Genomic DNA, 20,689 nt, shown 5'->3' with positions numbered 1-20,689 from the left:
ACATCGCACGCACCATCGACTAGGCTCCGTGCGTCGCGCCTGCGAACACGGACACGGGGGTGGGTGATGCCGCCGCTGCACGGCTTCGGGCCCGGACAGGAAGCGGAACACCCGGAGTACGCCGGGCGGTACCGCCTTGAATCCTGCCTGGGCGCCGGCGGCATGGGCGTGGTCCACCTCGCGACCTCGGCCTCGGGACTGCGGCTCGCGATCAAGGTCGTGCATGCCAAATACGCGTCGGACCCCGAGTTCAGAGCCCGTTTCCGGCAGGAGGTCAACGCCGCCCGACGGGTGAGCGGGGCCTTCACGGCGCCCGTCGTGGACGCCGACCCGGATGCGGAGCTGCCGTGGATGGCCACCCTGTTCATCCCCGGCCCGACCCTCTACGAGCAGGTGAAGCGGAACGGCGCGCTGCAGCCGGACGAGGTCCGCGGACTCGGCGCGGGACTGGCCGAGGCGCTGCGCGACATCCACCGGGCCGGCGTGGTGCACCGGGACCTCAAGCCGAGCAACGTGCTCCTGGCGTCCGACGGCCCCAAGGTCATCGACTTCGGCATCTCGCGCCCGTCGGACAGCGAACTGCACACGGAGACGGGCAAGCTGATCGGGTCGCCGCCCTTCATGGCGCCCGAGCAGTTCCAGCGGCCCAGAGAGGTCGGCCCCGCGGCCGACGTGTTCGCCATGGGCGCGGTGCTCGCCCACGCGGCCCGGGGCCGCGGCCCGTTCGACTCCGACAGCCCGTACATCGTCGCGTACCAGGTGGTGCACGACGAGCCCGACCTGGAGGGCGTGCCCGACGACCTCGTCCCGCTCGTCCAGCGGTGTCTCGCCAAGGACCCGGCCGAGCGGCCCACCGCAGCCGAGGTGACGGAGATCCTGCGGCACCCGGTGCCGGGCCTGCCCTTCCACGTGCCGGGCAGGCGCCGTGTCCCGGAGGAGGAGCACACCGAGGGGGGCACGGCGAGAAGCGACGGGGGACCGGCGCCCGTGCCCGGACCGTACGGGCCGCCCGCGCGGACCGCCGGCCCGGCCGTGCGGAGACCGGAGGAGGAACCGGGCGGGGAGCCGGCGGGCGGAGCGGCGCAGGAGGAGCACGGGGACGGGCCGGCCGCGGGCTCCCCGGCGCGGACGACGGCCGCTTCCGTGCGCGGTGCGCTGCGCCGCCGGGTGCCGGCCGTGCTCGGAGGCGCGCTCGCGCTGGCCGTCATGGGCGGGGTGGGCGTCTGGGCGCTGAGCGCGGAGGAGCCGCCGTCCCGGACCGCCGCCGCGAGGACGGGCACCGGCCCCTCCGGGGCCTCGAAGTCCTGGGCCGCGTCCCTGGGCGACGGGCCTCCTCCGTGGTGCGCGGCCGGACCGGACGACGCCCTCTACTGCTCGGTCACCGGGGTCACGGCCGTCCGGCTCGACCCCGCGGACGGCCGGATCGTGTGGGAGAACCGCGGCAAGGACGGTTCCTCGGACGGCGCGGACGGCACCGTGGTCTCGGACGCCCCCTTGTCCTCCGGCGGACTGCTGCACGTCACCGTCGGCGGCCGGCTCAAGGCGCTGGACCCCCGCACCGGGAAGGTGCGCTGGGACCTCGACGTCTCGGCGTACGCGAGCGTCGCGCACAGCGCGGACACGACGCTCCTCGTCGGCGCGGGCGGCTCCGTCCGGGCGCTGGACAGCGCGACCGGTGAGCGGCGCTGGGACGCCGCCGTCGGCGGGCTCGGCACCCAGTGGATCGGCGGCACGGGCGGGACCGGGGGCGCGGGCGGCAGCGGGACGTTCTACGCCGTGACGCCGGACGACGACGGTTCGGCGAGCGACGTCAGCGCCGTCTCCGAGGAGACGGGCGAGGTGCTGTGGACGGAGCGGGCCGAGGGGAACCTGGTCCCGTTCGCCGCTCCGGACGGGGCCCTGTACTCCCTGTCGCTGAACCTCAGTCAGACGGCCGACGCCGTCGTACGGCTCGACACGCGGGAGCGCCGGGTGCGCCGGGTGCCGCTGGCCATCGGGCTGGACGGGGCACAGGCCGCGGAGAGCGGCGGGATCGTGTACGTGTCCGGGACGGGCGGGGCGCTGGTCGCCGTCGACACGCGCGCGGACGCGGCCGGCGCCGACCGTGAGCTGTGGCGCCTGCAGACGTCGGTGGCCACCCCGTCCCGGCCCGCGGTCTCCGGCGGCACGGTCCACCTCCTGGCGCCCGACGGCCGACTGCTCGCCGCGGACGCCCGCACCGGGAAGCCCCTCGGCCAGACCCGGCCGCGCCTGGGCGGGAGCACCGACACACTCGTCGCCGCGCTGCCGGCGCCCGTGGTGCGGGACGGGCGGGTGTACGGGAGCGCGCCGGACGGCAGCGTGTTCGCGGTGGACGCGGGGGCGCCGGACACCTGGTGAGGCGGCGGGCGGTGCCGTGAGCGGGCGGTGCCGCCGGCCACCGGCCCCGCCCGGCCAAGGCCGCTCCCGGGGACCCCGGGAACACGGGGCCCGCCCGGTCGCGTACGACCGGGCGGGCCCGTGGTGTGCCTGGTGCCGCCGCCCGGCCGGGGCCGGGCGGGCCCGTGGCGTCAGCCGAGCTTCGTCACGTCGCGCACCGCGCCCTTGTCCGCGCTGGTGGCCATCGCCGCGTACGCGCGCAGGGCCGCCGAGACCTTGCGCTCGCGGTTCTTCGGCGCGTACACGCCGTTCAGCTCCGCACGGCGGGCGGCCAGCTCCTCCTCCGGGACCAGCAGTTCGATGCTGCGGTTCGGGATGTCGATGCGGATGCGGTCGCCGTCGCGGACGAGGGCGATCGTGCCGCCGGACGCCGCCTCCGGGGAGGCGTGGCCGATCGACAGGCCGGACGTGCCGCCGGAGAAGCGGCCGTCGGTGACGAGCGCGCAGGCCTTGCCGAGCCCGCGGCCCTTGAGGAAGGACGTCGGGTACAGCATCTCCTGCATGCCCGGGCCGCCCTTGGGGCCCTCGTAGCGGATGACGACGACGTCGCCCTCCTTGACCTGCTTGCCGAGGATCTTCTCGACGGCCTCCTCCTGCGACTCGCAGACCACGGCCGGGCCCTCGAAGGTCCAGATCGACTCGTCCACGCCGGCGGTCTTCACGACGCAGCCGTCCTCGGCGAGGTTGCCCTTGAGGACACCGAGGCCGCCGTCCTTGGAGTAGGCGTGGTCCACGTCGCGGATGCAGCCGCCGGCCGCGTCGGTGTCCAGCGCCTCCCAGCGCTCGGACTGGGAGAAGGCCTCCGCGGACCGCTTGCAGCCGGGCGCCGCGTGCCACAGCTCCAGCGCCTCCTCGGAGGCGGAGCCGCCGCGGACGTCCCAGGTGTCCAGCCACTCCTTGACGGAGGGGCTGTGGACGGTGTGCACGTCCTCGTTGAGCAGGCCGCCGCGGTACAGCTCGCCGAGGAGGGCGGGGATGCCGCCGGCGCGGTGCACGTCCTCCATGTAGTACGTCTTCTTGCCCACCACGTTCGGCGCGACCTTCGCCAGGCAGGGGACGCGGCGCGAGACGGCGTCGATGTCGGACAGGTCGTAGTCGACCCCGGCCTCCTGGGCGGCGGCCAGCAGGTGCAGGATCGTGTTGGTGGAGCCGCCCATCGCGATGTCGAGCGCCATGGCGTTCTCGAACGCGGCGCGGGTGGCGATGTTGCGCGGCAGGACGGAGTCGTCGTCCTGCTCGTAGTAACGCCTGGCCAGCTCGACGACCGTGGTGCCCGCCCGCTCGTACAGCGCCCTGCGGGCGGTGTGCGTGGCCAGCACCGAGCCGTTGCCCGGCAGGGCCAGGCCGATGGCCTCGGTCAGGCAGTTCATGGAGTTGGCGGTGAACATGCCGGAGCACGAACCGCAGGTCGGACAGGCGTTCTCCTCGATGCGGAGGATGTCCTCGTCCGAGATCTTGTCGTTGACGGCGTCCGAGATGGCGTCGACCAGGTCGAGCGTGCGGACGGTGCCGTCGACGAGCGTGGCGCGGCCGGACTCCATGGGGCCGCCGGAGACGAACACCGTGGGGATGTTGAGGCGCAGGGCGGCCATCAGCATGCCCGGGGTGATCTTGTCGCAGTTGGAGATGCAGATCAGGGCGTCGGCGCAGTGGGCCTCCACCATGTACTCGACGCTGTCCGCGATCAGGTCGCGGGACGGCAGCGAGTAGAGCATGCCGCCGTGGCCCATGGCGATGCCGTCGTCGACCGCGATGGTGTTGAACTCGCGCGGGACGGCGCCCGCCGCCTTGATCGCCTCGGAGACGATCCGGCCGACCGGCTGGAGGTGGGTGTGGCCGGGTACGAACTCGGTGAAGCTGTTGGCGACCGCGACGATCGGCTTGCCGATGTCCTCGCTCGCGACGCCGGAGGCGCGCATGAGCGCGCGGGCCCCCGCCATGTTGCGGCCGTGGGTGACCGTACGTGACCTCAGCTCGGGCACGGTTGCTCCACTCCCTACCATTCCGATCCCTGGATCCTTCAGGCTACGCCTCGGGTCCGGCACCCGGACACCCTGTCCGGAATGTGGACCGAATGTCCACGGTCCGGGCGTCCCGGACAGGCGTCCCGGACACCTGCGGTCCGGACGCCCGCGGTGGTCGAGGCGCCTTCCCTCCGGCCGTGGAGCGCGCCTCCCGGACGGCCGTGGAGCGCCTCCCGGACGGCCGTGGAGCACGCCCCCGGACGGGTGCTGCGGAACGCGTCTCAGGGCGCGGTGAGGTGCCCCTGCACCACGGGCGCCACCCGCTCGACGATCAGCTCCGGGTCCGCCGAGGCCAGCGGCTCGGCCTTGATCACGTGACGCAGCATCACGATGCCGACCAGCTGCGCCGCCGCCAGCTCCGCGCGCAGTTCGGCGTCCGGCGGCTCCAGCCGCCCGGCGATGCGGCGCAGCAGCTGGGCGGCGATCAGCCTGCGGAAGACGGCCGCCGCGGTCTCGTTGTCCACCGCGGACCGGACGATCGCCAGCAGGGGCGCGCGGGTCGCGGGGTTCTCCCACAGGCCGAGGGCGAAGCGGGTCAGCCGCTCGCCGGCGCCGTCGAGCGGGCCGTCGGCGACGGCCGCGGGCGCGTCCAGGGCCGGGGCGAAGGCGACCTCGACGGCCGCCTCGAAGACCTGCTCCTTGGTGCCGAAGTAGTGGTGCACGAGCGCGGAGTCCACACCGGCGGCCCTGGCGATGCCGCGCACGGACGTCTTCTCGTAGCCGCGTTCGGAGAACTCCGCGCGGGCCGCCTCCAGGATGCGGTCCCGCGCGGCGGGTGCGTCGCCGTCCGCCGCACGGGGCGGCCGGCCGCGGCGGCGGGGGGCGGCCGCCCCGCTCACGGGCCCGCGATCCGCGCGGCGGAGGCGAGGTGCAGCCGGGTGAAGGCGAGCGCCTCGGCCAGGTCGGCCTCGCGCTCGGCGCCGGACATGGCGCGGCGGGTGTTCACCTCGATGACGACGTGCCCGTCGAAGCCGCTCAGCGCGAGGCGCTCCAGGAGCTCGGCGCAGGGCTGGGTGCCGCGGCCCGGGACGAGGTGCTCGTCCTTGGCCGAACCCCGCCCGTCCGCGAGGTGGACGTGGCCGAGGCGGTCGCCCATGCGGTCGACCATCTGCATCGCCTCGGTGCGGGCCGTCGCGGTGTGGCTGAGGTCGATCGTGTAGTGCCGGTAGTCGTCCTTGGTGACGTCCCAGTCGGGGGCGTACGCGAGCATCTCGCGGTCGCGGTAGCGCCACGGGTACATGTTCTCGACGGCGAACCGCACGTCCGTCTCGTCCGCCATCCGCCAGATCCCGTTCACGAAGTCGCGCGCGTACTGCCGCTGCCAGCGGAAGGGCGGGTGCACGACGACCGTGGAGGCGCCCAGCTTCTCGGCGGCGGACCTGGCCCGCTGGAGCTTGGTCCACGGGTCGGTGGACCAGACCCGCTGGGTGATCAGCAGGCAGGGGGCGTGCACGGCGAGTATCGGGATGCGGTGGTAGTCGCTGAGTCTGCGCAGCGCCTCGATGTCCTGGCTGACCGGATCGGTCCACACCATGACCTCGACACCGTCGTAGCCGAGGCGCGCGGCGATCTCGAAGGCCGTCGCCGTCGACTCCGGATAGACCGAGGCCGTCGACAGGGCGACCTTCGCATCCGGGATGCGCACCACTGGATCTGCCACGAAAGACAGGGTACGGGGCCGCGCTCGGCACCGGGGAGCCGACGGCCGCGCGGTCGCTGTGGCGATGAACACCTGTCGGCCGACGGGCCGGTACCGCACGCTCGCACCAGGGGTGATCGCCGCACACGTGGCGGGTGAGCACCGTGTCCGTGACGGGCGGGGGTGACCGATGCCACGTGCCCGGCGGCCGGACAGCGGCCCGGTGCACGTGGTGGTGGTGGTGGGGGGGGGCGGGTGCCCCCGGGCGGCGGCCGGACGTACGGACCGGTCCGGCAGTGACCGGACGCACAGGCCGGCCGGGCGGTGACCTGCCACGCGTACGGGCCGGCCGGGCGGGGCGGACGTACGCGCCGGGAGGGAGCGGCACGTGCACGGGGCGGGACGGGCGCCGGGGTGCGGCGTCCGCGTCCGCCGCGCTACCGCGGCGGCATGTGGTCCAGCCGCCGCAGGATCACGCCCTCCCGCAGCGCCCAGGGGCATATCTCCAGCGCCTCGACGCCGAACAGGTCCATCGCCGCCTCCGCGACGAGGGCGCCCGCCAGCAGCTGGCCGGCCCGGCCCTCGGAGACGCCCGGGAGCCGGGAGCGGTCCTCGCCGGTCATCCCGGCGAGCTGCGGCACCCACTCCTCCAGGGACCTGCGCTTGAGCTCGCGCTGCACGTAGAGGCCCTCTGCGGAGCGCGCGGCGCCCGCGAGCCGGGCGAGCTGCTTGAACGTCTTCGACGTGGCGACCACGTGGTCGGGCGCCCCGAAGCGGGCGAACTCCCCGACCGTACGGGCGATCTCGGTGCGCACGTGCCGGCGCAGCGCCTTCACGTCCGCCGGTTCCGGCGGGTCGCCCGGCAGCCAGCCCGCGGTCAGCCGGCCCGCGCCGAGCGGCAGCGAGACGGCCGCGTCGGGCTCCTCGTCGATGCCGTACGCCACCTCCAGGGAGCCGCCGCCGATGTCGAGGACGAGCAGCTTGCCCGCGGACCAGCCGAACCAGCGGCGGGCGGCGAGGAAGGTGAGCCGCGCCTCCTGCGCCCCGGACAGGACCTCCAGCATCACGCCGGTCTCGGCGTGCACCCGGGTCAGCACGTCGTCGGCGTTGCCCGCCTCGCGGACCGCGGAGGTCGCGAACGGCAGCAGCTCCTCGACGCCCTTGTCCTCGGCGGCCTGGAGCGCGTCCTGGACGACGGCGACCAGTCTGTCGACGCCCTCGGCGCCGATCGAGCCGTCCTCGTCGAGGAGTTGGGCGAGGCGCAGGTCCGCCTTGTGCGAGTGCGCGGGCAGCGGCCGCGCGCCCGGATGCGCGTCCACCACGAGCAGATGGACCGTGTTCGAACCCACGTCGAGGACACCGAGTCTCATGTACGGAACGCTACTGCGCGTCGGGCCGCGGCCCGCCCCCTGCGCGGGGTCCGGCCACTTACCCTGGACTCGTGCCAAAGACGAAAAAGGCGAAGTCCGACAAAACTGCCGAGGGTTCCCCGCTGCCGGAGCAGGCTCGTCCGGGGAAGCGGGCGAAGCGCGGCGCGGGGCCGGTACCCGACGAAAAGGGGCTGGACTTCGCCCGCGCATGGGTGGAGTTCCCGGATCCTGCCGACGACGAGCAGGTCTTCCGGTGCGATCTGACATGGCTGACCTCTCGCTGGAACTGCATCTTCGGCAGCGGCTGCCAGGGCATCCAGGCGGGCCGCGCGGCAGACGGCTGCTGCACCCTGGGTGCCCACTTCTCCGACGAGGACGACGAGAAACGCGTGGCCGGGCACGTCGCCCGGCTCACCCCCGACATCTGGCAGCACCACGCCGTGGGGACGGCGACCGGCTGGGTCTCGGAGGACGAGGAGGGATCGCGCCAGACCCGCCCGTACGAGGGCTCGTGCATCTTCCAGAACCGGCCCGGCTTCCCGGGCGGCGCGGGCTGCTCGCTGCACATCCTGGCGCTGCGGGAGGGCCGGGAGCCGCTGGAGACCAAGCCGGACGTGTGCTGGCAGCTGCCGGTGCGGCGCACGTACGAATGGATCGACCGGCCCGACGACACCCGGGTGCTCCAGGTGTCGATCGGCGAGTACGACCGGCGGGGCTGGGGCCCCGGCGGGCACGACCTGCACTGGTGGTGCACCTCGGCGACCTCGGCGCACGGCGCGGGCGAGCCGGTGTACGTCTCGTACCGCCCGGAGCTGATCGAGCTGATGGGCAAGGCCGGGTACGACCGCCTGGTCGAGCTCTGCGAGCAGCGCCTGGCCTCCCAGCTGCCCCTGGTGGCACCGCACCCGGCGGACCCGGCCCGCCCGGCCGGTCCGGCCCGCCCGGCGGACCCGGCGCTCTGAGCGGCCTCCCGGACCCGGTGCTCCGAACGGCGCTCCGGGACCGGCGGCCCGGCGCTCCCGAACGGCGTCCCGGGCCGCCCGCTCCGTACGCCGGCCGGTGTCCGGGGCGCGCGGAGCCCGCGTGCGGTGCGCACGCGCCGCACGTCCCGCTTCCGCTCCCGGCCGCGGTCGCGGCCCGGCGGCCTCAGGTGCCCGACGGGCTCGGGTCGCCGCTGTCGCCACTGTCGCCGCCGTCGGACGGGGGCGGGACGGAACCGCCGTCGGGGTCGGAGGGCGGGGAGTCCGTGGGCGGCGGCTCGGACGGCGTGGGATCGCTGGGAACCGGGTCCGGGCTCGGCGGCGGGGTGGTCGGGTCCGGCCGGGTCGGCCCGGGAGTCGTCGGGTCCGGGCGGGTCGAGTGGGGCGTGCTCGGGGCCGGGTCGGGCCGGCCGGGCCGCGTCGGGTGCGCGGGGCCGTACCCGTCGATCGTGACCACCGCGCCCGCCGGGGCGATCGCCACGCGCGCCGTCCAGTGGCCCCCGGGCTCGCGCAGGTGGTCCACGTAGACCTTGACCGTGACCGACTCGCCGGCCGCGAGCGTCCCCGAGGAGCGGCTCAGGTAGAGCCAGGAGGCGCCGGTCCGCGCCGACCAGTCCACCGGTGCGTCGCCCGACGCCCGCAGCGTGACGAGCGTGGTGTCCCCGTCGGAGACCGCCTCGACGGTCAGCGCGCCCTGCCGGCCGGCGGCGCCGAGGACCTCCACGGAGACGTCGGACCCGCTGTCCTCGGTGAGGCCGGGGTCCGGCTCCGTGTCGGCGTTGCCCGCGTTCTCGTACGCGCCCGCCCGCTCCCCGGAGAGCCCGTCCGCCCCGCGGTCCTCGCCCGCGGCGATCGGGCGGCCGTCCTGGCCCTCCCCCGTGAGGGGCGCTCCGCGGTAGGCCGCCCACAGGGCGAGGACGGGCGCGGCGACGACGGTGGCGACGACCGTGGTCGTGACGGCGCGCGAGCGCAGCCGGTCGCGGCGGGCCGCGTGGTCCTTGGGGTCCATGGGGAAGCCGCGCCGGTCGAAGCGCGGAGCGGTGCCCCGCGCGCGCGAGACGTGCGCCATGGCCTGGTGGACCGCCGCGCGCGGGGCCTCGATCACGGGCAGGGCGTCCGGGGTGACGCTGGTGCCGGGCCAGGCCCCAGGGGTCGCGCGCTCGGCGGTGCGGCGGCAGCGCGGGCAGTCGTCGACGTGCCGGACCAGCTCGCGGCGCAGGGTCGAGCTGAGCACCAGCTGGTTGTGGCCGGCGAGCCGGGCGACGCCCGGGCAGGTGCCGGTCTCGACGACGGCCAGGGCCGCGCGGGTCCGCTCGACCTCGCAGGCGGCCGACGCGAGGAGCTCGCGGGCGGTGGCCGGCTCCGTGCCGAGGACGGCGGCGACCTCATGGGCGGCGAGCTGATGGCGTACGGCCAGCTCCAGCGCCTCGCGCTGCTCCGGGGTGGTACCGGCGGCCTCGGGCCAGGCCAGCAGGCGCAGTTCGCGGCGGCGCCGGCTCTCCTCGGCGGCGGACAGGGGCGGCCGCTCCGGGTCGCCGGCCGCCGCGTGGGGACCGGCCTGGGCGCTCGCGGGCGTCCCGGCGGTGCCGCCCGGGCCGTACGCGGTGCGGGGGCGCCCCTGGGCGTGGCCCGTGTGCCGGCCGCGCCGTGCCTCCGCCAGCCGGCGCAGGCACGACCAGCGGACGAGCGCGTACAGCCAGGCGCGGTGGTCCCCGGGGGCCCGGGTGCCCCGGCGCTCGGCGAGCGCGAGGGCGTCGCCCAGGGCGGCGGTCGCGAGGTCGTGGTCGCACAGGACGGACAGGCAGTAGGTGAACAGGCCGTCCAGGTACGGCTCGTAGCGCGCCGGCGGGCGCTGCGCCAGCGTGCGCGCGGCCGACAGATCGCGCGCCGTCCTGTGCGCACGGGGCGAGCCGGTCGCGCCGGTCGTGCGGCCGGTCGTGTGCTGAAAGGTTTCCGGACTCCTGCTCATCACCGTGCGACCGTAGGGGCCGGAAGGTGGCCCCTTCTCCCTGGTTGAGCAGTTTTAATCCGTACGGGTGAAACGATCCCTCGATAGGGGACAGGAATCGTTGGTTCCGCTGCCGTTCCCGCCGGACGGTGACCGGAAAACGATCACGCATCGATCACCGCCGAAGGCCCGGTGCGGGTCCGGCGCTGGTCCGGCGCAGGCGTGGCGCGGACCCGGCAGAGGCACGGCGCGAGCTCGGCACAGGAACTGCACGAGGTCGGCGCGCGGGGCCGACGCGGCCCGCGCCGGATCCGCGCCGGGCCCGCAGGAGTCCGACAGGAGTCCGACAGGAGTCCGACAGGAGTCCGACAGGAGTCCGACAGGAGTCCGCAGGGTGCGGCAGGAGTCCCCGGGGGGTGCGGCAGGAGTCCCCGGGGGGTGCGGCAGGAGTCCGCAGGAGTGCGGCGGGGACCCGGCGGACGGCCGGGACACGTCGCGCCCCGCCGCCCACCGCCCCACCGCCCGCCGTTGTCCCGCTGCCCGCCGGAACGGGGCAGCGGCGGCGTTGTCAGTGGGGCCGGTTACGGTTTCGTCCATGGCTGCCCGTACGAAGACCGCGAAGGACCGGCCGTCCTACCGCTGCACCGAATGCGGCTGGCAGACGGCCAAGTGGCTCGGCCGCTGCCCCGAGTGCCAGGCGTGGGGCACGATCGAGGAGTACGGCGGCGCGCCCGCGGTCCGCACGACGGCCCCCGGCCGCGTCACCACCTCCGCCCTGCCCATCGGCCAGGTCGACGGCCGTCAGGCCACCGCCCGCTCCACCGGCGTGCCCGAGTTCGACCGGGTGCTCGGCGGCGGCCTGGTGCCCGGCGCGGTGGTGCTCCTCGCGGGCGAGCCCGGCGTCGGCAAGTCCACGCTGCTCCTCGACGTGGCCGCCAAGTCCGCGAGCGAGGAGCACCGCACCCTGTACGTGACGGGCGAGGAGTCGGCGAGCCAGGTGCGGCTGCGCGCCGACCGCATCCACGCCATCCACGACCACCTGTATCTGGCCGCCGAGACCGACCTCGCCGCCGTGCTCGGCCACCTGGACGCGGTCAAGCCCTCCCTGCTGATCCTCGACTCCGTGCAGACGGTGGCCTCCCCGGAGATCGACGGCGCCCCGGGCGGCATGGCCCAGGTGCGCGAGGTGGCCGGCGCCCTGATCCGCGCCTCCAAGGAGCGCGGCATGTCCACGCTGCTGGTCGGCCACGTCACCAAGGACGGCGCGATCGCGGGCCCCCGCCTGCTGGAGCACCTGGTGGACGTCGTCCTGCACTTCGAGGGCGACCGGCACGCGCGCCTGCGCCTGGTCCGCGGCGTCAAGAACCGCTACGGCACGACCGACGAGGTCGGCTGCTTCGAGCTGCACGACGAGGGCATCACCGGCCTCGCCGACCCCAGCGGCCTGTTCCTGACCCGGCGCGACGAGCCGGTGCCCGGGACCTGCCTCACCGTCACCCTGGAGGGCCGCCGCCCGCTGGTCGCGGAGGTGCAGGCGCTCACCGTCGACTCGCAGATCCCCTCCCCCCGCCGCACCACCTCCGGCCTGGAGACCTCCCGCGTCTCGATGATGCTGGCCGTCCTGGAGCAGCGCGGCCGGATCAGCGCCCTGGGGAAACGGGACATCTACTCCGCGACCGTGGGCGGCGTGAAACTGTCGGAGCCGGCCGCCGACCTCGCCGTGGCGCTGGCGCTCGCCTCCGCCGCCAGCGACACCCCGCTGCCCAAGAACCTCGTCGCGATCGGCGAGGTCGGCCTCGCGGGCGAGGTCAGAAGGGTCACCGGGGTCCAGCGCAGGCTCGCCGAGGCGCACCGGCTGGGCTTCACGCACGCGCTCGTACCGGCCGACCCCGGCAAGATCCCGCCCGGTATGAAGGTCCTGGAAGTGGCCGACATGGGAGACGCTCTGCGCGTGCTGCCCCGCTCACGTCGCCGAGAGGCCCCACGGGAGGAGGAGGACCGCCGGTAGACTTTGCCCTGGTCTCGCCCGTCCGTACGAACCTGTGGGCGACCGGAAACCTGCGACCGGAGGAGTGCAGTGGCAGCCAACGACCGGGCAGCAGCTCCCGGAAAGTCCGGTGGGAGCTCCGGTGCCGATGGGCTGATGCGCGCCTCACTGAGCGCCGTGGCACCCGGCACGGCGCTGCGCGACGGCCTGGAGCGGATCCTCCGCGGCAACACCGGCGGACTGATCGTGCTCGGCTCCGACAAGACCGTGGAAGCGATGTGCACCGGCGGGTTCGTGCTGGACGTCGAGTTCACCGCGACCCGGCTGCGCGAGCTGTGCAAGCTCGACGGCGGCATCGTCCTCGACAAGGACATCACCAAGATCCTGCGCGCGGGCGTGCAGCTGGTGCCGGACCCCACCATCCCCACCGAGGAGACCGGCACCCGGCACCGCACCGCCGACCGCGTCAGCAAGCAGGTCGGCTTCCCCGTCGTCTCCGTCTCCCAGTCCATGCGCCTGATCGCGCTCTACGTCGACGGCCAGCGCCGCGTCCTGGAGGACTCGGCGGCGATCCTGTCCCGCGCGAACCAGGCGCTGGCGACCCTGGAGCGCTACAAGCTGCGCCTCGACGAGGTCGCCGGCACGCTCTCCGCCCTGGAGATCGAGGACCTGGTCACCGTCCGGGACGTGTCGGCGGTGGCGCAGCGCCTGGAGATGGTCCGGCGGATCGCCACGGAGATCGCCGAGTACGTGGTGGAGCTGGGTACCGACGGGCGCCTGCTCGCGCTGCAGCTCGACGAGCTGATCGCCGGTGTGGAGCCCGAGCGCGAGCTCGTCGTGCGCGACTACGTGCCCGAGCCGACGGCCAAGCGGTCCCGCACCGTCGAGGAGGCGCTGTCCGAGCTGGACAAGCTCAGCCACGCCGAGCTGCTGGAGATGCCCACGGTGGCCCGCGCGCTGGGCTACACCGGCTCGCCCGAGGCGCTCGACTCGGCCGTCTCGCCGCGCGGCTTCCGGCTCCTCGCGAAGGTGCCGCGGCTGCCCGGCGCGATCATCGACCGGCTCGTGGAGCACTTCGGCGGGCTGCAGAAGCTGCTCGCCGCGAGCGTCGACGACCTGCAGACGGTCGACGGCGTCGGCGAGGCCCGGGCCCGCAGCGTGCGCGAGGGCCTGTCGCGGCTGGCGGAGTCGTCGATCCTGGAGCGCTACGTCTGAGCCCGGGCCCTGGCCCGGACCCGGATTCGGGCCCGGCGGGACGCGTCCGCCCTGTCGGGACACCCACGCCCGCCCCGACGGCCACCCGGCCCTCCGGTCCGGCAGCAGGTCGGCCCTCCGGTCCGGCAGCGGGCCGGTCTCCCGGCCCGATGAGCGGTCGGTCCTCCGGTCCGGCGGGGGTCAGTCCTTCTTCAGTACGAACGACGTCTGGGCCTTCGTGAGCTTCGGGGCCTTGGCCTCCACCAGGTACGTGCCCGCGCCCGCCGAACCCGAGGGCTTCGTCCTGCACTTGTCGGCGTCGCTCGGCTTCCGGTCCCACTCGACGGTGCGGGTGACGCTGTCCTTCGCCGGGACGCGGAACAGCAGGCTGTCCGAGGCCGTGGCGCAGTCGGCCGACGACCAGTACGGGTCGTCCGCGTTGGCGTGGGTGATCGTCACCTCGGTCGCCTTCGGGCCGAGGTCGACCTTGCAGTCCTTGCCCGAGGTGTTCTCCGCGGTCAGCTTGAAGGAGGGCTTCTCGCCGGGCGCGTAGCTGTTGTGCTCGCTGCGCACGGTCAGCCTCACGTCGCCCGCGGTGCAGTCGGGCAGGGAGGAGCCGGCCGGGACCGTGTCGGCGGGACCGCCGTCCTCGACCGTGCCGCCCCCGGAGCCGACGGTGCCCGTACCGACGGAGCCGCCGCCCGCGCCCACGGCACCGCCGGACCCGGCCGATCCGCCGGAGCCGCCGGAGTCGCCCGAGCCCCCGTCACCGGAACCGGAACCGGACGAGCCGTCCGAGTCGCCCGACTCGTCACGGCCCCCGGGGTGCTGGCTGATCGCCGGGCCGGAACTCGACGGTCCGGGCGTGATCGACGGCGCGGGATTCTTGCCGTTGGACTGGTCCGAGCCGTTGCCGCCACCGCTGCCCCCGGTGGTGACGATCCAGGTGGCCAGCAGTGCCAACAGCAGCACCACGGACAGCAGAACGGCCCTCCGTCGCCAGTAGATGGAGGAGGGAAGCGGCCCGACCGGATTGCGCAGAGATCCCACGGCGCAAACTGTACGAGAGATCACGCCGTCGGCTTCTCTCACCCGCCGCCTGAGGCACAACTTTTCCCGATCATCATTCCAGTTGATCGCCCGTACTCCTGATGTTCCGTCAGACGGCGCACACGGCCGTCGCACCACGTGACGAAAAAGCCACCGCGCACACGCTCGGTGACCGGCATCGCCGTTCCGCGCCGCCGGGGCTCGCGCGCGGCGTCATCGCCGCCGCCCCGGCCCGGGGAGCACCGCACGGTCCGCGGGGAGTGAGCTGCGCCACCCGCCGCGCGGGGACGAGCTATTCGGACACGCCACTCGATACGGCACCCGTCACGAGGGACCGGCCGGTACCCGTCGGACGACCGCTCGTCAGGTGAGTGCTCACCGGGTGAGTACCCACCGGGTGCGAGTGCCGGATACGGGGTCGTTGGATGGGGTCTCCGGATACGGGGATCGTCGGATGAGGGGTCTCCGGAATACGGGGGTCGTGGAAGGGAGGCTCCGGATACGGGCTCGCCGGGCGGGGGCCTGCGGGGCGGGGGCCCGTACGACCGGCCGGGCCCGGCGACCGGGCCCCCGCCCCGCCCACGGCTCCCCGCCCGGCCCGCGGCCCGCCCCCGGTCCGGCCGCCGGGCGGCCGGGTGCCGCGGTCACCGCGGCGCCGTCCGCGTCCATTGGCGCGGTCATATGCCTCCCCCGGCCCCGCGTGCCCCGCCTCCACCGCCCGCCGTGGCAGGATCGAAGGGCCATGACTGCGCCTACGAAGCCCACGCACAGCATCCCGTCCGCCGCCTCCGCGGCCGCCGGTCTGCACGCTCCCGTCATCGACTGGTTCGAGGAGAACGCCCGCGACCTGCCGTGGCGGCGCGCCGACGCGGGGCCGTGGGGGGTGATGGTCAGTGAGTTCATGCTGCAGCAGACCCCCGTGAACCGGGTGCTGCCGGTGTACGAGCAGTGGCTCGCGCGCTGGCCCCGCCCCGCCGACCTGGCCGCCGAGGCGCCGGGCGAGGCCGTCCGCGCCTGGGGACGGCTCGGCTATCCGCGCCGCGCCCTGCGGCTGCACGGCGCCGCGGTCGCCATAACGGAACGGCACGGCGGCGACGTGCCCATGGAGCACGCGCAGTTGCTCGCGCTGCCCGGCATCGGCGAGTACACCGCCGCGGCCGTGGCGTCCTTCGCGTACGGGCAGCGGCACGCGGTGCTCGACACGAACGTGCGCCGGGTGTTCGCGCGCGCCGTCACCGGCGTGCAGTACCCGCCGAACGCCACCACGGCCGCCGAGCGCCGGCTGGCCCGCGAGCTGCTGCCGGAGGACGAGCGGACCGCCTCCCGCTGGGCCGCCGCGTCCATGGAGCTCGGGGCCCTGATCTGCACGGCCAAGAACGAGAACTGCGCCCGGTGCCCGATCTCCGCGCTGTGCGCGTGGCGGCTGGCCGGCAAGCCCGCCCACGAGGGACCGCCGCGGCGCGGCCAGACGTACGCGGGCACCGACCGCCAGGTGCGCGGACGGCTGCTGGCGGTGCTGCGCGAGGCGGTCGCCCCGGTGCCGCAGGCGGTCCTCGACCGGGTGTGGGACGAGCCGGTCCAGCGGGCGCGCGCCCTGGACGGCCTCGTCGCCGACGGCCTCGTCGAACCGATGGCGGGCGGCCTGTACCGGCTGCCGCTGGGCTGACCCGCGGGGCCCGCGGCTCCCTCGGGTTCACAGCGTCCGCGGCACCCGCACCGCCCGTAGGCCCGCACCGCCCGCGGGTTCACAGCGCCCGCGGTCCTCACGGACGGCACAGGCTCCGCACAAGCGGCACACAGCGGAACCGGTCGTTCGCGCCTCGTGACACCCGTCCGCCGCCCGGACAATTCAGGCCATTACCCCCTGAACTCCTACGCGCCCTTACCCCGCCCCTACTTTCGTTACACAACCGACGGACAGCCGAGGGCTCCCCGCAGGCTGCTTCGGACAACCCCGTGACAACGCCTCCGTAGCGTCTTCGGCGTACCGCATGCAGCGGTGCGCGAAGCAGTGGGACACCGACGGCGGACAGGTCGGACACGGGGAGCGGAGGCGGTCGTGATGGCGCAGGGCGAGGTGCTCGGATTCGAGGAGTACGTCCGCATGCGACAGGACGCGCTGCTGCGCAGCGCCCGGCGCCTGGTGCCCGACCCGGTCGAGGCCCAGGACCTGCTGCAGACCGCGCTGGTGCGCACGTACGGCCGCTGGGAGGGCATCGCCGACAAGCGCCTGGCGGACGCCTATCTGCGCCGCGTCATGATCAACACGCGGACGGAGTGGTGGCGCGCCCGCAAGCTGGAGGAGGTCCCCACCGAGCAGCTCCCGGACGCCACCGTGGAGGACTCCACCGAGCAGCACGCCGACCGCGCCCTGCTGATGGACGTCATGAGGGTGCTGGCTCCCAAGCAGCGCAGTGTCGTGGTGCTGCGACACTGGGAGCAGATGTCCACGGAGGAGACGGCCGCCGCCCTCGGCATGTCGGCCGGCACGGTCAAGAGCACGCTGCACCGGGCGCTCGCCCGGCTCCGCGAGGAGCTGGAGAGCCGCGCGCGGCAGGAGCGCTGTGCGGGCGCGCTCGAAGGACGTGAGGAGCGGGAGCGTTGCGCGGCCTAGGCACCAGGGCCACCGGAGCCGAACGGGCTCTGCAGGCGGTGATCACGGCGGTGGCCGGGTTCACCGCCCTCACCCTGTCCGTGAGCGCCTGCGGCACCGGCGGCACCGGCGCCCGCGACGAGGGGCCGGCCCGCTCCGACTCGGTGGCGGCCGGCACCGCCACGCCCGCGGTCTCGCCCTCCTCCCCCGAGCGCGTGGACGCCGTCGCGCTCGTCAAGGACGACCCGCTGGTCAGTACCGCGGTCAAACACGATCTGAAGCCGTGCGTCGCCGACGAGTACCCGGTCGACGTCTCGTACGGCAAGCTGACCGGCGGGACCGCCAACGACATCGTGGTGAACGTGATGACCTGCGGCGACGCGGTCGGCGTCGGCTCGTACGTGTACCGCGTGGACGGCGACGGCTACCAGAACGTGTTCCGGGCCGAGGAGCCGCCGGTGTACGCGGAGATAGACCGCGGCGACCTCGTGGTGACCCAGCAGGTGTACGAGAAGGGGGACTCCGTGGAGTACCCCTCCGGCGAGGAAGTGATCACGTACCACTGGAGCACGGGCCGCTTCGCCGAGCAGACCCGCACGCACAACGACTACAGCAAGGTCGTGGGCGGGGACACCCCCTCCCCGGCCAAGGGCTGACCGCGGGACGCCGGCCCCGCAAGGGGCGACGGCGGGACCGGCCCGCCCGCCGGCCGCCCCGCCCGCGACAGCCCGACCACCGGCCGGGCGGGCGACGGACCGAGCGACAGACCAGCAGACCGACAGACCAGCAGATCGATACTGAGAGCACCGGATGGCAGAGCAGACCCACGTCCTCTTCGTCGAGGACGACGACGTCATCCGCGAGGCCACCCAGCTCGCGCTGGAGCGCGACGGCTTCGCGGTCACCGCGATGCCCGACGGGCTGTCGGGCCTGGAGGCGTTCCGCGCGGACCGGCCCGACATCGCCCTCCTGGACGTGATGGTGCCGGGGCTCGACGGCGTCTCCCTGTGCCGTCGCATCCGGGACGAGTCCACCGTCCCGGTGATCATGCTCTCCGCGCGCGCCGACTCCATCGACGTCGTCCTCGGCCTGGAGGCGGGCGCCGACGACTACGTGACCAAGCCCTTCGACGGGGCGGTGCTGGTCGCCCGCATCCGCGCGGTGCTGCGCCGCTTCGGGCACGCGAGCGGCGCGGGTTCCGCCGGCGGCCCCGAGCCCGGTGACCCGGTCGACGGCGGCGTGCTCACCTTCGGCGCCGGCGAACTGGAGATCGACACCGAGGGCATGGAGGTGCGCCGGTCCGGCCGGCCGGTGGCGCTGACGCCCACCGAGATGCGGCTGCTGCTGGAGTTCTCGGCCGCGCCCGGCACGGTCCTCTCCCGCGACAAGCTCCTCGAGCGCGTCTGGGACTACGGCTGGGGCGGCGACACCCGCGTCGTCGACGTCCACGTGCAGCGGCTGCGTACGAAGATCGGCCAGGACCGGATCGAGACGGTCCGCGGCTTCGGCTACAAGCTGAGGGCCTGAGCGGACCATGCGGGGGACGGAACACGGCCCGGAGGACGAACCGGAGCGCCCGGACGGAGCCGGGCGCGCGGGGTCGCGGCGCGCGCGGAACGGGCGGGACGGACGGGACGGGATGCCGCACGGGCCCGGCGGACGAACCGGTTCCGCGGACCCGCGGACCGGAGCCGCGCGAGCGCGCACCGGGACCGCGGAGCGGAGCACCGGGAGCGGGGAGCGGCGCGGCGGCACCGCGGAGCAGCACGCCGGAACCGCGCGGAGGCGGGGAACCGGTCCCGCGGAGCAGTGGAGGAGGACCGGTCCCACGGGCCTGCGGAGCACCGGTCGGTGGAGGGCCGGCCTCGCGGCGCTGCGCGCCGGTGCGCCGAAGCTGCGGACCGGGGTGCGCTGGAAGATCAGCGCGGCGATCGCGCTGGTCGGCGCGCTGGTCGCGATCGCGCTGAGCCTCGTGGTGCACAACGCCGCCCGGGTCTCGATGCTGGACAACGCGCGCGACCTGGCGGACGAGCGCGTCCAGATCGCGCAGCGGAACTTCGAGACGTCCGGCCGGACCAACTTCCCGGGCATCAAGATCGACGACCCGGGCATCCCGAAGGACCTGCTGGTCAAGGCCAGGGCCGGCCGGCGGGCCACCTACATCGCCGAGCCGTCGGACGGCGCGCCGGACATCTGGGCGGCCGTGCCGCTGAAGGACGGCCGCATCCTCTCGCTGCACACGCGGTTCACCGACCGCAGCGCCACGATCATGAAGGACCTGGACCGGGCGCTGCTCATCGGCTCGATAGCGGTGGTCTTCGGCGGCTGCGCGCTCGGCGTGCTCATCGGCGGGCAGCTCTCGCGGCGGCTGCGCAAGGCGGCCGCGGCGGCCGGGCAGGTCGCCAAGGGCGACACGGACGTACGGGTGCGGGACGCCATCGGCGGTGTCGTGCGCGACGAGACCGACGACCTCGCACGGGCCGTGGACGCGATGGCGGACGCCCTGCAGCAGCGCATCGAGGCCGAGCGGCGGGTCACCGCCGACATCGCGCACGAACTGCGCACCCCCGTGACCGGACTGCTCACGGCGGCCGAGCTGCTGCCGCCGGGGCGGCCGACCGAGCTGGTCCGGGACCGGGCGCAGGCGATGCGCACGCTCGTGGAGGACGTCCTGGAGGTGGCCCGGCTCGACGGCGCGTCCGAGCGGGCGGAGCTGCAGGACATCCTGCTCGGCGAGTTCGTGTCCCGGCGGGTGGCCGCGCGGGACTCCGGCGTCGAGGTGCGGGTGGTGCACGAGTCGGAGGTCACCACCGACCCGCGCCGCCTGGAGCGCGTCCTGACGAACCTGCTCGTCAACGCCGCCAAGCACGGCAGGCCGCCGGTCGAGGTGACGGTCGAGGGCCGGGTCATCCGGGTGCGCGACCACGGGCCGGGCTTCCCGGAGGACCTGCTCGCCGACGGGCCGAGCCGCTTCCGCACCGGCAGCCGCGACCGCGCGGGCCACGGTCACGGCCTCGGCCTGACCATCGCCGCCGGCCAGGCCCGGGTCCTGGGCGCGCGCCTGACCTTCCGCAATGTACGGCCCGCCGGGGCGCCGGAGCACGTGCCCGCCGAGGGCGCCGTCGCCGTGCTGTGGCTGCCCGAGCACGCGCCGACGAACACGGGCAGCTTCCCGATGCTGCCGCTCCCCGGCAACTGAGCACCCACCGCCGTACGGCCCCCGGCCGCGCGCCGCCGGCCGCCTGACCGTACGGCAGCACATGGACGCCCGGCCGCCCGACCGCGCACCCGCCCGCCCGCGGCACGTCCTACACACGCATCGCCGCACCCGCGCCCCACGCACCGTCTCCGCACGCACGCCCGGCCGCGCACCGCACGCGCATCCGGCTCCCACCAGCCCGTGCACCGCCCACGCGCCCGAGTCCCGCCCGCCGCGCACCCGGGTCCCACCCGCCCCGCGCACGGCCGCGAGAGCCCCCGGCGGGC

Annotated in this window: 15 protein-coding genes; 9 read left to right on the top strand and 6 right to left on the bottom strand. The window is 75.0% G+C overall.

Annotated features, from left to right (window positions below; all coding sequences use genetic code 11):
- The first annotated feature begins 66 nt into the window (after nucleotides 1–66).
- Entirely contained in the window at nucleotides 67–2,379 is a 2,313-nt protein-coding gene (locus tag IE271_RS29310; protein WP_190193484.1) for a serine/threonine-protein kinase, read from the top strand.
- 170 nt (nucleotides 2,380–2,549) lie between these two features.
- Here the strand turns inward: IE271_RS29310 and ilvD are convergent, their stop codons facing one another.
- From ilvD to IE271_RS29290, 4 genes are all read right to left on the bottom strand, one after another.
- Nucleotides 2,550–4,400 carry a dihydroxy-acid dehydratase gene (ilvD, locus tag IE271_RS29305; RefSeq protein WP_190193483.1) on the bottom strand — a complete coding sequence of 617 codons (1,851 nt, stop codon included), beginning with the start codon at nucleotides 4,398–4,400 and terminating at the stop codon, nucleotides 2,550–2,552.
- Between the two features lie 263 nt (nucleotides 4,401–4,663).
- Nucleotides 4,664–5,281: a TetR/AcrR family transcriptional regulator gene (locus tag IE271_RS29300; RefSeq protein WP_190193482.1), complete on the bottom strand. Its 618-nt coding sequence runs from the start codon at nucleotides 5,279–5,281 to the stop codon at nucleotides 4,664–4,666.
- Nucleotides 5,278–6,102, bottom strand: a complete 825-nt coding sequence (locus IE271_RS29295) for a sugar phosphate isomerase/epimerase family protein (RefSeq protein WP_190193481.1) — start codon at nucleotides 6,100–6,102, stop codon at nucleotides 5,278–5,280. Before IE271_RS29295 ends, IE271_RS29300 begins: the two co-directional genes overlap by 4 nt.
- Nucleotides 6,103–6,518: 416 nt before the next feature.
- The gene (locus IE271_RS29290; RefSeq protein WP_190193480.1) at nucleotides 6,519–7,451 is read right to left on the bottom strand and encodes a Ppx/GppA family phosphatase; all 933 of its coding nucleotides are present in this window, start codon (nucleotides 7,449–7,451) and stop codon (nucleotides 6,519–6,521) included.
- Between the two features lie 71 nt (nucleotides 7,452–7,522).
- On the opposite strand from IE271_RS29290, the gene IE271_RS29285 reads away from it, so the two are divergent.
- Nucleotides 7,523–8,413, top strand: a complete 891-nt coding sequence (locus IE271_RS29285; RefSeq protein WP_190193479.1) for a DUF3109 family protein — start codon at nucleotides 7,523–7,525, stop codon at nucleotides 8,411–8,413.
- Between the two features lie 184 nt (nucleotides 8,414–8,597).
- On the opposite strand, the gene IE271_RS29280 is transcribed toward IE271_RS29285, so the two are convergent.
- A complete protein-coding gene (locus IE271_RS29280) occupies nucleotides 8,598–10,400 on the bottom strand; it encodes a BACON domain-containing protein (protein WP_190193478.1) in 1,803 nt (600 codons plus the stop codon).
- Between the two features lie 574 nt (nucleotides 10,401–10,974).
- On the opposite strand from IE271_RS29280, the gene radA reads away from it, so the two are divergent.
- Together radA and disA are read left to right on the top strand one after the other, a co-directional pair.
- Nucleotides 10,975–12,387: a DNA repair protein RadA gene (gene radA, locus IE271_RS29275; RefSeq protein WP_190193477.1), complete on the top strand. Its 1,413-nt coding sequence runs from the start codon at nucleotides 10,975–10,977 to the stop codon at nucleotides 12,385–12,387.
- A 69-nt stretch (nucleotides 12,388–12,456) separates the two neighbouring features.
- Nucleotides 12,457–13,581, top strand: a complete 1,125-nt coding sequence (gene disA / locus IE271_RS29270) for a DNA integrity scanning diadenylate cyclase DisA (RefSeq protein WP_190193476.1) — start codon at nucleotides 12,457–12,459, stop codon at nucleotides 13,579–13,581.
- Between the two features lie 180 nt (nucleotides 13,582–13,761).
- On the opposite strand, the gene IE271_RS29265 is transcribed toward disA, so the two are convergent.
- Nucleotides 13,762–14,610: a hypothetical protein gene (locus IE271_RS29265; RefSeq protein ID WP_190193475.1), complete on the bottom strand. Its 849-nt coding sequence runs from the start codon at nucleotides 14,608–14,610 to the stop codon at nucleotides 13,762–13,764.
- A gap of 742 nt (nucleotides 14,611–15,352) precedes the next feature.
- On the opposite strand from IE271_RS29265, the gene IE271_RS29260 reads away from it, so the two are divergent.
- The 5 genes from IE271_RS29260 (at nucleotide 15,353) to cseC (ending at nucleotide 20,402) form a co-directional block, all read left to right on the top strand.
- Nucleotides 15,353–16,276 carry an HhH-GPD family protein gene (locus IE271_RS29260; RefSeq protein WP_190193474.1) on the top strand — a complete coding sequence of 308 codons (924 nt, stop codon included), beginning with the start codon at nucleotides 15,353–15,355 and terminating at the stop codon, nucleotides 16,274–16,276.
- Nucleotides 16,277–16,672: 396 nt separating this feature from the next.
- Nucleotides 16,673–17,224 carry a SigE family RNA polymerase sigma factor gene (locus tag IE271_RS29255; protein WP_190193495.1) on the top strand — a complete coding sequence of 184 codons (552 nt, stop codon included), beginning with the start codon at nucleotides 16,673–16,675 and terminating at the stop codon, nucleotides 17,222–17,224.
- Nucleotides 17,212–17,859 (top strand): hypothetical protein, encoded by a 648-nt coding sequence (locus IE271_RS29250; RefSeq protein WP_190193473.1) that lies wholly within the window; start codon nucleotides 17,212–17,214, stop codon nucleotides 17,857–17,859. Before IE271_RS29255 ends, IE271_RS29250 begins: the two co-directional genes overlap by 13 nt.
- A gap of 154 nt (nucleotides 17,860–18,013) precedes the next feature.
- Complete coding sequence (gene cseB / locus IE271_RS29245) at nucleotides 18,014–18,730, top strand: two-component system response regulator CseB (RefSeq protein WP_190193472.1); 717 nt, start codon at nucleotides 18,014–18,016, stop codon at nucleotides 18,728–18,730.
- A 307-nt stretch (nucleotides 18,731–19,037) separates the two neighbouring features.
- Entirely contained in the window at nucleotides 19,038–20,402 is a 1,365-nt protein-coding gene (cseC, locus tag IE271_RS29240; RefSeq protein WP_190193494.1) for a two-component system sensor histidine kinase CseC, read from the top strand.
- Nucleotides 20,403–20,689 lie beyond the last annotated feature (287 nt).

It is taken from the genome of Streptomyces minutiscleroticus (assembly GCF_014650875.1).
Taxonomy (GTDB): Bacteria; Actinomycetota; Actinomycetes; order Streptomycetales; family Streptomycetaceae; genus Streptomyces; species Streptomyces minutiscleroticus.
The sequence above is the reverse complement of the archived record's forward strand: the minus strand, read 5'-3'. Positions and strand labels throughout refer to the sequence as shown.